Source organism: Exiguobacterium sp. H66 (genome assembly GCF_018618705.1).
Taxonomy (GTDB): domain Bacteria; phylum Bacillota; class Bacilli; order Exiguobacteriales; family Exiguobacteriaceae; genus Exiguobacterium_A; species Exiguobacterium_A oxidotolerans.
Window position 1 is genome coordinate 327239 of record NZ_JACSMQ010000001.1, and the last position, 12951, is coordinate 340189.

Below are 12951 nucleotides of genomic sequence, written 5' to 3' on the forward strand. Positions count from 1 at the left end.
CTTATCTTCATTTGCTTATTGCATCCAACAGCGGAACATCGTTAATAGGTGGCTTTTGCCACATGTTTTAACTTATCACAATTTCATTCTTTTGACAATCCTGAAATTGACTGAAGGTACTTTAAATCACTTGCGGACAGCTCGGCTGTCTCGAGTAAATCAGGACGTCGCTCGAGCGTCCGCTTCAAGGCTTGCTGTCTTCGCCACTGCTCGATTTTTGCATGATTCCCGGATAATAAGACGTCCGGTACCCTTAATCCGTTATAGTCGGCAGGACGGGTATAATGGGGGTATTCGAGCAATCCGGTCGAAAATGAATCGTCTTCATGACTGGCCGACTTGCCGAGGACATCAGGTAACAAACGGACGACGGCATCAATCATCGTCATCGCAGCTAATTCCCCTCCCGTCAAAACGAAGTCTCCAAGCGACACTTCATCCGTCACCAGTTCGTCATGAATCCGTTGATCAAATCCTTCATAATGTCCACATAAGAAAACAAGTTCCGATTCCTGCGCCCATTCTTCCGCTACTGCTTGATTAAACCGCTGTCCTGTCGGTGTCATCGCAACGATGCGACGGTTCGCTTTCGGCAAGGCCGCAACAGCGTCAAAAACAGGTTGCGGCGTCAACAACATCCCAGCACCACCCCCGTAAGGAGAATCATCGACGCGCCCATGTCGATTCGTCGAATAGTCTCGGAAGTTAATGTACTCGAGATGTATCCGCGCATCTTCTTGTGCCCGTCCGACGATTGAATGATCGAGTGCTGTGAACATATCTGGAAAAAGCGTCAAGACTTTGATGTTCATCCTTCAATCAATCCAGGTAATGGTGTGATTTGAATCCGCTTTTCTTGCACATCGATCGACGCGACGACTTGTTCGATGTACGGAATCAAGACGTCTTTTTTTCCCGGACGTTTAATCGTCCAGACATCGTTTGCTCCGGTCTCTAAGATTTCCGAGACGACCCCGATTTTCTCATCTCCGTCATAGACGTCGCAACCGATGATTTCGTGGTAGTAATATTCATTTTCTCCGAGCTCTTGTAAGACTTCCGGCTGCACGAAAAGTTTCATCCCTTTATACTTTTCGACGTCGTTGATGTGATGCATTCCTTTGAAGGTCACCATGACGAATTGTTTATGTTTCCGGTAACTGCTCACCGTCAGCGGTACATACGTCCCCTCCGTCTCGAGAAATACGTCATTTCCGACTTTAAAGCGTTCTTCCGGAAAATCGGTACTCGCAAGTAACTTCAATTCTCCCTTTAGACCGTGTGTATTCGCGATTTTCGCGACTTCTAACCATTGCATCTTCTTCACTTCCTTCCTTTAAAATCGTCATTCTTCTATTTTTCTGCAACAAAAAGGAGGTAAGCTTTCGCTCACCTCCAAATGTCTTACTTCGCGAGTTTCGCGTTGTGGAATTTCTCCATGATACCAGCTTTTGAGAAGAGGTTACGAACTGTGTCTGATGGTTTAGCACCTTCAGCGAGCCATTTAAGAGCGAGCTCTTCGTTAAGTTTTACTTCTGCTTCTGGTTTAGCAACCGGGTTGTAGTATCCGATTTGCTCGATGAAACGACCATCACGTGGTGCACGTGAGTCTGCTACTACCACACGGTAGAAAGGTGATTTGTTTGCGCCCATGCGCTTAAGACGAATTTTAACTGCCATTCGTAAGTCCCTCCAGATATTAAATAGTTTTTTGGTTTAGTCAAATTGACAACTTCACTAGTATACAACGTTACAGCAAAAGAGAAAAGACTTTTAGAAGAATGGGAGGCCAAAGCCGCCTTTCTTTTTCCCTTTGCCCATTTGGCCGGAGAATTGTTTCATCATCTTCCGCATGTCTTCAAATTGCTTGATCAACCGGTTCACTTCTTGAATGCTACGACCACTGCCGCGCGCAATCCGTTTCCGCCGACTCGCATTGAGGATTTCCGGTTCAGTCCGCTCCCGTTTTGTCATCGATTGAATAATCGCTTCGACATAAACAAGTTGCTTCTCATCGATTTGAGCATTTTTCAAGCCCTTCATCTTTCCTTTACCGGCACCCGGAATCATTCCTAACAACTCATCCAAAGGACCCATCTGTTTCACTTGCTGCAACTGCTCGATGAAATCGTCAAACGTGAACGATGCATCGCGCATTTTGCCTTCGAGCTCCTTGGCGCGTGTTGCGTCCATTTGGAACTCTGCTTTTTCAATCAGCGTTAACATATCTCCCATACCGAGAATCCGTGACGCCATCCGCTCTGGGTAGAATGGCTCGATTGCGTCTAGCTTCTCTCCAAGACCGACGAACTTAATCGGTGCTCCGGTGACTGCCTTGATGGAGAGTGCTGCTCCGCCTCGAGTATCTCCGTCGAGTTTCGTCAGGACGACCCCTGTCACGCCGAGTTTTTCATTAAAGCTTTGTGCGACATTGACCGCATCCTGACCCGTCATCGAGTCGACGACAAGGAAGATTTCGTTAGGCTTGGCGATTTCCTTCACATCGACAAGTTCCTGCATGAGGTCCTCATCGACATGTAAGCGTCCCGCCGTATCGATCAACACGATATCGTGGTGATGCTCTTTTGCATAGTCGAGCGCGCCGGTTACGATTTCTTGTGGACTTACCTGATCTCCCATCGAGAAGACCGGTAATTCAAGTTGTTTTCCTAGCGTCTCAAGTTGTTTAATCGCAGCCGGACGGTAAATATCCGCTGCGACGAGCAGTGGACTGCGATTGTGTTTTTTTCGTAAATGATTGGCGAGTTTTCCGGTTGTCGTCGTCTTACCTGCCCCTTGAAGACCAGTCATCATAATGACTGTCGGCGGACGGTTAGCGAGCGTCAACGGAGATACTTCTTCCCCCATCAATTTCGTCAATTCGTCATGGACGATTTTGACGACTTGTTGACCGGGTGTTAGAGACGTCATCACGTCTTGACCGACGGCGCGCTCCTTCACATCATTTACGAACTGTTTCACTACTTTGAAGTTGACGTCGGCTTCTAATAACGCGAGGCGGACCTCACGCATCATTTCCTTTACGTCCGCTTCAGAAATCTTACCTTTACCTCGCATTTTGGCGAGACTGGCTTGAAGCCGTTCCGATAATCCTTCGAATGCCATTGATGATGCCTCCTACTCTAATTGCTCCAGTGATTCAATCGTCACCAGTGCCTCGCTTGGAAGGTCGAGCTGCTTCAGTTCATCAAGAAGAATCTTTCGCTGCTCATATTTTTGAAACAAGGAAAGTCGTTCTTCATATTGCTCAAGCATCGCTTCCGTACGTTTTATGTTGTCGTAGACTGCTTGTCGGCTGACTTCAAACTCATCGGCGATTTCACCTAACGAAAAATCATCTAAATAATAGAGTGACATATAATTTCGTTGTTTCGGCGTCAAAAGCTCCTGATAAAAGTCAATCAGATAATTCATCCGGTTCGTTTTATCAAGTGTCATCCGAGCACCTCCACGGTTGTTAAGTGAAATTCCTTTACAGATAGTATAGTACAGCCCTCACAGTGTGTTGTCAAGTTTTTTTCTTTACAAGCAAACCTAGCTTATTCCTCTTCCGGTGCCTCGTCCGTCGTTTGCTTTTCTTCGAATACGTCACCGAAGAGACCGTGGACGAATTGCTCGGCATTAAACGGTTGGAGATCGTCAATCTTTTCACCTAATCCGACGAACTTCACGGGGAGATTCAGTTCATTCTTAATCGCGAGAACGATGCCACCTTTTGCTGTCCCGTCAAGCTTCGTCAAGACGATGCCGCTGACATTCGTCGCTTGTTTGAACGCTTTGGCTTGCACCATCGCATTTTGTCCGGTCGTCGCGTCGAGCGCAAGCAGGACTTCGTGTGGTGCGCCTGGAATTTCACGTTCGATGACCCGTTTGACTTTCTCGAGTTCATTCATCAAATTGACTTTGTTTTGCAGACGTCCTGCCGTATCACAAATCAAGACATCGACTTTCCGCGCTTTTGCCGCTTGGACAGCATCGAAGACGACGGCAGCAGGATCTGATCCTTCTCCTTGACGGATGACCGGTACGCCGGAGCGCTCGCCCCAGACTTGCAACTGATCGATGGCGCCTGCTCGGAATGTATCCCCTGCTGCGAGCATGACCGTTTTCCCTTCATTTTTCAGGCGATTCGCAAGTTTCCCGATCGTCGTCGTTTTTCCGACGCCGTTGACACCCACGAATAAGATGACACTGAGGTCGTGGTCTAAATCAAGTTCCGTTTCTTCTTCTTCAATCAACATGTTGGCGACGACTTCGACGAGTACATCACGGACTTCTTTTGTATCTTTAACATTTTTTCGTTTGACTTCAATCTTTAATTTTTCGACCAAATCCATCGTCGTCGTCACACCGACGTCAGCTTGAATCAGCACTTCTTCTAACTCTTCAAAAAATTCTTCATCGACTTCCCGGAAACGGTAGACGAGATCATTGACGGCACTCGCAAGCCCGTCACGCGTCTTCGACAACCCTTCCGTAAACTTAGACGTGACTTCTTGTGTCGACGTCGTCAACCGGTCTTTTAGTTTCTTAAAAAAACTCATTGTTTTAGCTCCTTTGATTCTACTTCTTCAGTCAATGTTCGCCGTGCCTCTTCTAGTTTAACGGATAACACTTCCGAAATACCGTTTTGTTGCATCGTCACGCCGTATAAAACATCCGCTGACTCCATCGTACCTTTCCGGTGTGTGATGATGATGAATTGTGTATCACGCGCCAACTGATGAACGAACTCACCGAACCGGGCAACGTTCGCTTCGTCAAGAGCTGCTTCGACCTCATCAAGTACACAAAACGGGACGGGACGCGTCTTCAAAATCGCGAACAACAAGGCAATCGCCGTCAACGCGCGTTCCCCACCAGATAAGAGTGACAAGTTCTGTAGTTTTTTACCCGGTGGTTTCGCGACGATGTCGATCCCGCTCGTCAAGAGGTCGCTCGGATCGACAAGAATCAAGTCCGCTTCTCCTCCACCGAACAATTCGCGGAATGTCTCACGGAAGTGTTCACGTACAGCCGTGAACGTCTCTTTAAAGAGTCGGACGACTTCACGATCCATCTCATCGATGACGGCATATAAATCCGTTTTCGCCGTCACTAAGTCATCACGTTGCGTCGAGAGGAACGTAAACCGTTGATCGACTTCAGCGAACTCTTCAATCGCACCGATATTAACAACTCCGATTTCTTCTAATTGACGCTTGAGCAGGTGTACTTCCTCTTTCGCCTCTTCGAATGGAATCGTCAGCGGTTCAATCAATTCGAGAATCAGCCCCATCTCGTCGAGCATTTCTTGACGTGTTTCAAGACGTGTACTGATTCTGCCGTGGTTGAGGCGCGCTTGATCGACTTGTTGTTTCGCCGACTGTTGCTCCTCTTTCAGCTTCGCTTCACGGATCCGTAGAAGTCGTAAACTTTCGCCGTCACGTTGGATTTGGTCCGTGATTGCTTTCAATTCTTGTTCAACCGTTGTTTGTTCTTTAAGCATCTGTGCCTGCTCTGCATGTAATGCTTCGATTTGACCTTCACCAAACCCTTCGAGCACATGTTTTAAATCACGCCGCTTATGACTCCGTTCGAGTTTCGCATGATTCAACGATTCTTCGATTCGTTCGACTTCACGATTGACTTGATCTAACTTCAAGATCATTGTCCGTTCTTCGAGCAAGGCATCTGCTTGTTGTTGTTTCAAGTCTTCGATTGTCACAGCACCACGGGCCTGTGCCTCTTTTAGCTGATCGAGATCACGTCTGAGTTCTTGTTGCCGCTTCGTCAAGTTCGCGATATCGTGCTCAGCTTGTTCAATCGTCGTCTTCGCTTCCCGTTCTTGCTCCGCCAACCGTTGCAACTGGCCATCTTGGACGGACAGTTCCGAAGCTGTGATTGCGAGACCATGTTTCGCCTCCGTCAATTCATCCCGAAGTGATTCAAGTGTCGTTCGCGTCGTTTTCATTTCTTGCGCAAGCGTCTCAAGCGTAACGTTCAATTGTTCATCTACTACTTTCATCTCCGCGAGGCGGCGCTCTTGTTCACGAATGACCGCCTGTCCTTGCGTCAGCCCTTCGCGGAGTTCGTCTAACTCCCGTGATTGACTAAAGAGTGGCGTCCCTTTTTTTCGGCTCCCCCCTGTCATCGAACCACCGACGTTGACGACATCTCCGTCGAGCGTCACGAGCCGATACCGATGTCCCGTTGCACGGGCAATCGCGTTCGCTTGTTCAAGCGATTCGACGACAAGCGTCGTCCCGAGCAAGTTCTGTTTTAATTTCGTCAGCTCATCGGTCGTCGTCACGAGTTCACTCGCAACGCCGATGTATCCTTGCATCGCAGATAGTTGATTGCGAACCGATTGATTCAAATCGCGCCGTTGAATCGAACTGAGCGGCATGAACGTCGCCCGTCCCGCATTTAGACGGCGTAATTCCTGAATCAATTTCCGCCCCGTCGCGTCTGTATCGACGACGACGTTTTGCATCGCTCCACCAAGTGCCGTTTCAATCGCCGCTTCATATCGGGCCGGTACGGAAATCAATTCGGCAACCGCTCCATATATTCCTGAAATGTGATCACGCTGTTTCAAAATCGTTTTGACGGCACCGAAATAACCACTGTAATCTGCCTTGACGGACTCCAAAAATTCAATCCGGTCTTCTGTTTTATCACGCCGGCGATGGAGATCGACGATGGATCGTTCGACTTGCGTCATCATCGTTCGCTGTTCGTGTTGCTTCGTTTCAACTTGCGTCTCTTCCGCCACTAAGGCATCGAGCTGTTGCCGCACGTTTAAAGAGCTCGCTTCTAGTCGGTCGACCTCGGCCGCATAAGCTGTTTGCGCCGATTGTTTCGACCCTGTCCCTTCCGCGAACGTCCGGCGTAACTCTTCCGCACTCTGTAAATCTTGTTTTGCTCGGTTATAGGCGTTATTCGTCGCCGCCAGCCGACTCGCTACTTCAAACGCTTCAGACCGTAGTTGCTCTGCTTCTTTTTCAAAATCACGGTCCGAATACGTTAATGCGGCATCTGCTTGTTCACGACGTTTGACAGTTTCCTCGTATGTTTGCTTCGTTTCGTCTCGTAAGCGAACTGCTTTTTTCGCCTCATCCTCAATTAGGGAAACGCGCGCTTCAAGTGTCGCCACTTCTTGTTCTAAACGCTCTTTCATTTGCGTCCCATGTTTCTCACGTTCTTTTGCCAAGTTCAGCGAACCTTGAATTTCAACGAGCGTCGTCGAGACGGTTCGTAACCGTTCCTGCATCTCTGTCTCTGTCCGGCGAATGTTTTCAAGCATTGTTTCTTGTTCTTCTCTCGAGGTTTGCGTTTTCTCAAGACGTGCCTGTTCATTTGACAACTCACGCTCAAACGTTTCGATTTCCGTCGTCAATCGGGCAATTTGTTCCATATAGTTTTGAATTTCTTCTGCAATGATGCCACGTTCTAAAAAGTCGAACCGGTCGCGGGCAATCAGATACTCTTTTGCAAGCGCTGCTTGTTCTCGTAACGGTTCGATTCGTCCACCGAGTTCAAATAAAATATCATCGACACGTGAGAGATTCGTTTCCGTGTCACTCAACTTCCGCTCCGCTTGTTTTTTCCGGTGCCGGTATTTTAAGACACCCGCCGCCTCTTCGATGACGGACCGCCGCTCTTCCGGTTTCCCGGAGATGACTTGTTCGACACGTCCTTGACCAATGATTGCGAAGGCATCACGGGACAGTCCCGTATCCATGAAGAGATCGAGGACATCCTTCAAGCGACATGGTTTTTTATTAAGAAAATAATCACTGTCTCCATTTCGACTGACGCGTCGCGTCACGCTCAACTCTTGGTAAGGTAACGCAACCGTTCCCGACTCATTATCGAGGACAAGCGTTACTTCTGCGAACTGCTTTCGATGTTCTGACATACTGCCGGCGAAGATGACATCTTCCATCTTCGCGCCGCGTAATGATTTAGCCGATTGCTCACCGAGCACCCAGCGCACTGCATCCGATATATTCGACTTCCCACTACCGTTCGGTCCGACGACTGCCGTCACTCCCGGTAGGAAGTCAAGTTCTGTCCGGCTCGCAAAAGATTTGAAGCCGTTGATTTCAATTCGTTTTAAGTACATCTTTACCACCCGTATGTTTAAATTTCTTTTAATTTTCTTTTAGTTTACCATAGCCGAAAGGTCTACAAAATGGTAGGTTTTATGGTAATGTTAACGGTAAAGACGTGAAGAGGAGAATTCAACGATATGACAATTGAACAAATGATTGAAGCAATCTTGGATAAATTAAATATTATTAATAAAGGCGTCATCAAAGCCGAGCAGTTCGACGGCACAAAAAATGACGACTTAAAAGAAATTTATGAGTTCGTCATGATGCGTGAATCGTTATCACTCGCTGAGGTCGATGCAATCGTCGATGAACTAAAATCACTGAAGACGGTGTAAGAAACCATATAAAAAAAGGCGTTCCCAATCGGGCGCCTTTTTTTATATGGTTTTTTTTACTTAAAATTGTTTTTTCAGCTCAAGCAAGGCTTGTTTCGCTGCTTGCTGTTCTGCTTCTTTTTTCGAACGACCGGTCCCGATTCCTTCAAGCTTATCCGGGACTTGAACACGCGAGATGAATTCCCGGCTATGTGCGGGACCACGCTCTTCGATGATCTCGTATTCAATTTGTCCGAGTCCGACCCGTTGGATCGCTTCTTGTAATTGGCTCTTGAAGTCTGTCTGCTCTTCGAAGAAACCAGATGCCACTTTCGGAAAAACCGCTTCGGCGAGGAATCGCTCTGCTGCTTCAATGCCTTGGTCAAGATAAAGTGCACCGATAAACGCTTCAAATACGTCAGCAAGTAATGCTGGCCGATTTCGTCCGCCTGTCAGTTCTTCCCCTTTACCTAGCAAAATCATGTCAGAGAATTCATAATGATTGGCAAACTGGACGAGCGATGGTTCACACACGATAGCTGCTCGCAGTTTTGTTAATTCCCCCTCGGAACGTTCCGGGTAGTGTTCAAATAAATATCTTGAGACCGTCAATTCTAAGACCGCATCCCCTAAAAATTCAAGTCGTTCGTTATCCCCATCCGATTCACGTTGTTCATTGACGAACGAAGAATGGGTAAACGCTTGCTTCAACAATTCGACATTTGAAAAATGAATCGAAAGGCGCGTTTGTAACTCTTCGAATTTTTGCTCGATTTGAGCAAACGTCCGCGCATCTTTTCGACGTTTTACGTAAGGTCCTTTTCGGACACGACGTCCTTTTTGATTCGTCATAATTCCTCCTAAACAGCTAAATCCCACCGCAAAAGAGCGGTGGGTCAGCGTCAATGATTAGACTTGTGTTTCGATGTAGCTGACGACATCGCCGACAGTCTTCAAGTTTTCTGCTTGATCGTCTTCGATTGTGATTTCGAATTTATCTTCGAGATCCATAACGAGTTCCATTACTTCAAGTGAATCTGCACCGAGATCGTCTTTGAACGATTTATCGAGTGTGATTTCACTTTGCTCTTTACCTAATTTTTCTGCGATTGCCTCTTGTACGTCTACTAAAATTTGTTCTTTTGTCATTTGAAATCCCTCCATGAGTTGAGTATATAAGATGATTGCCGATTTGGCAAAGTACTACCGGTGTTCAGTTACATTGTCATGCCGCCATCAACTGCGAGCGTTTGCCCTGTGATGTAACGGGCTTCATCCGAAGCGATGAAGCTGACGAGTGCTGCGATGTCTTGCGTTTGCCCAAACCGTTTCAATGGAATTTGTCCAAGTGACAGATTCCGTTGATCGTCCGTCAATTCATCGGTCATATCTGTTTCGATGAATCCTGGGCAAATCGCATTCGCTGTGACCCCTTTACTTGCGAGTTCACGGGCGACCGATTTCGTCAACCCAATCAAACCGGCTTTCGCGGCCACATAGTTCGCTTGCCCCGGATTACCCGTGATGCCGACGACCGAAGCGATATTGATGATGCGACCACCCGCCTTCATCAACGGGCGTGACGCCGCTTGTGTGACGAGGAACGCCCCTTTTAGGTTCGTATCAACGACAGCATCAAAATCGGCTTCTTTCATACGCATCAACAAACCGTCGCGTGTGATACCGGCGTTGTTGACGACACAATCCAGTTGACCGAATGTATCGACGGTCTGTTTAACCAACGCCTTGACTTGATCAGCGTTCGCAACGTCTGCTTGGATGGCGATTGCCTCACCACCAGAAGCGATGATATCCGCGACGATGGCTTCTGCTTTTTCAGTGCTACCGGCATAGTTGACGACGACTTTAAAACCATCTGCCGCGAGACGTGTTGCGATCGCCGCACCAATCCCCCGGGAAGCGCCTGTTACGAGTGCTACCTTACTCATCCACGAATTCCCTCCGCTTCTAGTTGTTCAAGTGTCGTGATACTAATGATTTTAACGCCTTTTTTGATACGTTTGACAAGCCCACTAAGTGGTGAAGACGGTCCGAATTCGATGAAGGTATCGACACCCTCTTCAATCAATTGCTCGACACATGCCTCAAAGCGAACAGGTGAATACAATTGTTGAACGAGTAGACGTTTCAAGTCGTCCGGTTGATCGTGAAACGATCCGTCCACGTTTGAGATAAACTTCGCTTGCGCCGCTTCGAATGGTGAAGAAGCAAGGAAATCTTCGAAACGTGGTGCGAACGGTGTCATTAAAGAGGAGTGGAACGCACCGGAGACATCGAGTGGTAAGACACGCTTTGCACCGAGCTCTTTTAATTTCGCTGTCGCCGATTCGACGGCTGCGACGTGACCTGAGATGACAAATTGGCCGGGACAGTTGTAGTTCGCGATTTGCACGATTTCACCTGTCGCCGCAATCGATTCGACGGCATGGTGTGCCGCTTCGACATCGTTTAATCCGATGACGGCAGCCATCGTTCCACCTGAAACCTGGTTCATCAACTTACCACGTTCATGGACAAGATAAACGGCTTCACTCGGCGTAAGGACCGATGCTGCGACAAGCGCGCTGTACTCCCCGACGCTATGCCCAAGGACATAGTCCGGTTTGTTACCGAGTGCCGCATAACGAGTGGCGAGAAGTGTACTATGTGCGACGATTGCGGGTTGAGCAAGCTCCGTCGCCTTTAGTTCTTCTTTTGTACCCGTCGTTAACAGCGTTGTTAAATCTAGGCCGATTCGTGTTCCGAGATCGACTAACGTTTGTTTAGTTTCTTCCTCACTGACAAGTGTCTGTCCCATACCGGGCATTTGTGACCCTTGCCCCGGAAACATCCATACCGTTTTCCCCATCTCGCTCACTCCTTTAGCTCTATTTTGTCTTCGCTTCAATGATTTTCGCAACGACGTGTTGCTCGACCATCATTTCAGCCTGTGCCAGCGCACGACTGAAGGCATAGGCATTGCTCGAGCCGTGTGCTTTGATGACAGGTGCCGCAATTCCGAACAACCCGGCCCCACCATATTCTTCGTACGCGAGCAATTGCTTCATTTTTTTAAGTTTCGGCTTTAAAATTAACGCCGCGATTTTCGAACTGAATGAACTCATGAACTGTTCCTTCATGACACCCATAATCATGCTTGCAGCACCTTCCGTACTTTTCAACAACGTATTCCCTGCAAATCCTTCTGTGACGATCACGTCCACATCACCACTCATCGCTTCTCTCGCCTCGACATTCCCAATAAAATGAATAGGGGCAGTCTCAAGTAAGGGATATGTTTCCTTCGTCAGTGCATTGCCTTTACCAGCTTCTGAGCCGATATTGAGCAGACCAACTTTCGGTTGTTTGATACCACGAACTTGTTCTGCGTAGACTGATCCCATGATGGCATAATCAAGCAAATGTTCTGCTTTTGCATCCGGATTAGCACCGACATCTAAGATGACGACACCTTTTCCGTTTCTTGTCGGGAAAGTCGGGGCCAGCGCAGGACGGTCAACCCCTTCGATTCGACCAATCACAAACAATCCGGCAGTCATCAGTGCTCCCGTGTTGCCTGCTGAAATCAAGGCATCCGCCTCTTTTGTTTTCACCAGGTTTGCAGCCACAACGAGTGAGCTATCTTTTTTCCGTCGAATCGCACGGACCGGTTCGTCTTCTCCAGTAATGACAGTCGCCGCGTGAACGATCGTCACACGGGAATCCTTGATGTCGTAAGAACGTAACTTCAATTCATCTCCAACCAATCGAATTTCAATGTCCGCCTTCGGGCGCTCCCCTAAATACTGGATCACACCTTCGACAATCGCACGGGGGGCGTTGTCACCACCCATTGCATCTACTGCTAAAATCATCATGATTCCTCCTTACTACTACGATACACCGTAAACTCACCGATAAAGACACACTCATCACCGACATAACTTTCGACGTTGATGTCTGATCGTCCATCTTGTCGATGGGAACTGACGAACGCTTTCGCGACGACGCGTTCTCCAACATGGACAGATCGTGTAAATTGCACGTTTGCTCGTGTCGTCAATGCTAACTCGTCATCAATTAACGCGATGGCGAGCGAATTGGCTTGAGCGAACAGAATATGCCCGCGTGCAATCGCGTTCCGGCTAAAAGCGTGTTCCGGCAAAATTTCTAAAATCGAAATCGCAGATGTATCAAGTTTCAGGTCAATCATATCACCAATGACTTCGCTTTCGGTCAAAGTACGCACGTCATCGAGTCGTTCTGTCGCGACGTGTTTAATCCGTTCCCGTAATTCAGGGATTTTCAATTCCATTCGATCGAGCCGAATCGTCTGAATGCTGACGTTAAAATGAAGCGCAAGTGCTTCATCCGTGATGAATGGATTTTGTTCAATCGTATGCTGTAGTTCTACTTGCCGTTCTTTTTTAGGTACCCGCATGTACGTTCCTCCTACAAGAAGGATAATCACTATTATCACCTGGTACTAATAGTAGTATATATCCCCCGTTGTT

The 12951-nt window shown here is 47.8% G+C and carries 14 protein-coding genes; 1 reads left to right on the forward strand and 13 read right to left on the reverse strand.

Going from position 1 to position 12951, the window contains the following annotated elements; translation table 11 throughout:
• Nucleotides 1-83: 83 nt before the first annotated feature.
• The 7 genes from trmD to smc all read right to left on the reverse strand — a co-directional run bounded on the left by trmD (nucleotide 84) and on the right by smc (nucleotide 8131).
• Nucleotides 84-812, reverse strand: coding sequence for a tRNA (guanosine(37)-N1)-methyltransferase TrmD (trmD, locus tag KNP88_RS01705; protein WP_214807322.1), 729 nt, complete (start codon nucleotides 810-812; stop codon nucleotides 84-86).
• Nucleotides 809-1318, reverse strand: coding sequence for a ribosome maturation factor RimM (gene rimM / locus KNP88_RS01710; RefSeq protein ID WP_029330851.1), 510 nt, complete (start codon nucleotides 1316-1318; stop codon nucleotides 809-811). Before rimM ends, trmD begins: the two co-directional genes overlap by 4 nt.
• Before the next feature lie 86 nt (nucleotides 1319-1404).
• Nucleotides 1405-1680 carry a 30S ribosomal protein S16 gene (gene rpsP, locus KNP88_RS01715; RefSeq protein WP_012370770.1) on the reverse strand — a complete coding sequence of 92 codons (276 nt, stop codon included), beginning with the start codon at nucleotides 1678-1680 and terminating at the stop codon, nucleotides 1405-1407.
• 93 nt (nucleotides 1681-1773) lie between these two features.
• Nucleotides 1774-3126 (reverse strand): signal recognition particle protein, encoded by a 1353-nt coding sequence (ffh, locus tag KNP88_RS01720; protein WP_214765163.1) that lies wholly within the window; start codon nucleotides 3124-3126, stop codon nucleotides 1774-1776.
• Nucleotides 3127-3138: 12 nt separating this feature from the next.
• Nucleotides 3139-3459 carry a putative DNA-binding protein gene (locus KNP88_RS01725; protein WP_088837385.1) on the reverse strand — a complete coding sequence of 107 codons (321 nt, stop codon included), beginning with the start codon at nucleotides 3457-3459 and terminating at the stop codon, nucleotides 3139-3141.
• A 101-nt stretch (nucleotides 3460-3560) separates the two neighbouring features.
• A complete protein-coding gene (ftsY, locus tag KNP88_RS01730) occupies nucleotides 3561-4565 on the reverse strand; it encodes a signal recognition particle-docking protein FtsY (protein WP_088837386.1) in 1005 nt (334 codons plus the stop codon).
• The gene (smc, locus tag KNP88_RS01735) at nucleotides 4562-8131 is read right to left on the reverse strand and encodes a chromosome segregation protein SMC (protein WP_214892054.1); all 3570 of its coding nucleotides are present in this window, start codon (nucleotides 8129-8131) and stop codon (nucleotides 4562-4564) included. Before smc ends, ftsY begins: the two co-directional genes overlap by 4 nt.
• Before the next feature lie 126 nt (nucleotides 8132-8257).
• On the opposite strand from smc, the gene KNP88_RS01740 reads away from it, so the two are divergent.
• Entirely contained in the window at nucleotides 8258-8458 is a 201-nt protein-coding gene (locus KNP88_RS01740; protein WP_029330856.1) for a DUF1128 family protein, read from the forward strand.
• A gap of 60 nt (nucleotides 8459-8518) precedes the next feature.
• Here the strand turns inward: KNP88_RS01740 and rnc are convergent, their stop codons facing one another.
• From rnc to fapR, 6 genes are all read right to left on the reverse strand, one after another.
• Nucleotides 8519-9289 (reverse strand): ribonuclease III, encoded by a 771-nt coding sequence (rnc, locus tag KNP88_RS01745; protein ID WP_088837388.1) that lies wholly within the window; start codon nucleotides 9287-9289, stop codon nucleotides 8519-8521.
• A gap of 57 nt (nucleotides 9290-9346) precedes the next feature.
• Nucleotides 9347-9586, reverse strand: coding sequence for an acyl carrier protein (gene acpP, locus KNP88_RS01750; protein WP_012370777.1), 240 nt, complete (start codon nucleotides 9584-9586; stop codon nucleotides 9347-9349).
• Nucleotides 9587-9654: 68 nt separating this feature from the next.
• Nucleotides 9655-10386, reverse strand: coding sequence for a 3-oxoacyl-[acyl-carrier-protein] reductase (gene fabG, locus KNP88_RS01755; RefSeq protein WP_214892056.1), 732 nt, complete (start codon nucleotides 10384-10386; stop codon nucleotides 9655-9657).
• Nucleotides 10383-11306, reverse strand: a complete 924-nt coding sequence (gene fabD / locus KNP88_RS01760) for an ACP S-malonyltransferase (RefSeq protein WP_214892058.1) — start codon at nucleotides 11304-11306, stop codon at nucleotides 10383-10385. Before fabD ends, fabG begins: the two co-directional genes overlap by 4 nt.
• A gap of 19 nt (nucleotides 11307-11325) precedes the next feature.
• Nucleotides 11326-12312, reverse strand: coding sequence for a phosphate acyltransferase PlsX (plsX, locus tag KNP88_RS01765; RefSeq protein WP_029330860.1), 987 nt, complete (start codon nucleotides 12310-12312; stop codon nucleotides 11326-11328).
• On the reverse strand, nucleotides 12312-12878 hold the full coding sequence (gene fapR, locus KNP88_RS01770; RefSeq protein ID WP_029330861.1) for a transcription factor FapR: 567 nt from the start codon (nucleotides 12876-12878) through the stop codon (nucleotides 12312-12314). Before fapR ends, plsX begins: the two co-directional genes overlap by 1 nt.
• Nucleotides 12879-12951 lie beyond the last annotated feature (73 nt).

Bases quoted from the DNA above. Each gene is read 5' to 3' on its own strand.
- trmD (WP_214807322.1), bottom strand. From the start codon at position 812: ATGAACATCAAAGTCTTGACGCTTTTTCCAGATATGTTCACAGCACTC.
- rimM (WP_029330851.1), bottom strand. From the start codon at position 1,318: ATGCAATGGTTAGAAGTCGCGAAAATCGCGAATACACACGGTCTAAAG.
- rpsP (WP_012370770.1), bottom strand. From the start codon at position 1,680: ATGGCAGTTAAAATTCGTCTTAAGCGCATGGGCGCAAACAAATCACCT.
- ffh (WP_214765163.1), bottom strand. From the start codon at position 3,126: ATGGCATTCGAAGGATTATCGGAACGGCTTCAAGCCAGTCTCGCCAAA.
- KNP88_RS01725 (WP_088837385.1), bottom strand. From the start codon at position 3,459: ATGACACTTGATAAAACGAACCGGATGAATTATCTGATTGACTTTTAT.
- ftsY (WP_088837386.1), bottom strand. From the start codon at position 4,565: ATGAGTTTTTTTAAGAAACTAAAAGACCGGTTGACGACGTCGACACAA.
- smc (WP_214892054.1), bottom strand. From the start codon at position 8,131: ATGTACTTAAAACGAATTGAAATCAACGGCTTCAAATCTTTTGCGAGC.
- KNP88_RS01740 (WP_029330856.1), top strand. From the start codon at position 8,258: ATGACAATTGAACAAATGATTGAAGCAATCTTGGATAAATTAAATATT.
- rnc (WP_088837388.1), bottom strand. From the start codon at position 9,289: ATGACGAATCAAAAAGGACGTCGTGTCCGAAAAGGACCTTACGTAAAA.
- acpP (WP_012370777.1), bottom strand. From the start codon at position 9,586: ATGACAAAAGAACAAATTTTAGTAGACGTACAAGAGGCAATCGCAGAA.
- fabG (WP_214892056.1), bottom strand. From the start codon at position 10,386: ATGAGTAAGGTAGCACTCGTAACAGGCGCTTCCCGGGGGATTGGTGCG.
- fabD (WP_214892058.1), bottom strand. From the start codon at position 11,306: ATGGGGAAAACGGTATGGATGTTTCCGGGGCAAGGGTCACAAATGCCC.
- plsX (WP_029330860.1), bottom strand. From the start codon at position 12,312: ATGATTTTAGCAGTAGATGCAATGGGTGGTGACAACGCCCCCCGTGCG.
- fapR (WP_029330861.1), bottom strand. From the start codon at position 12,878: ATGCGGGTACCTAAAAAAGAACGGCAAGTAGAACTACAGCATACGATT.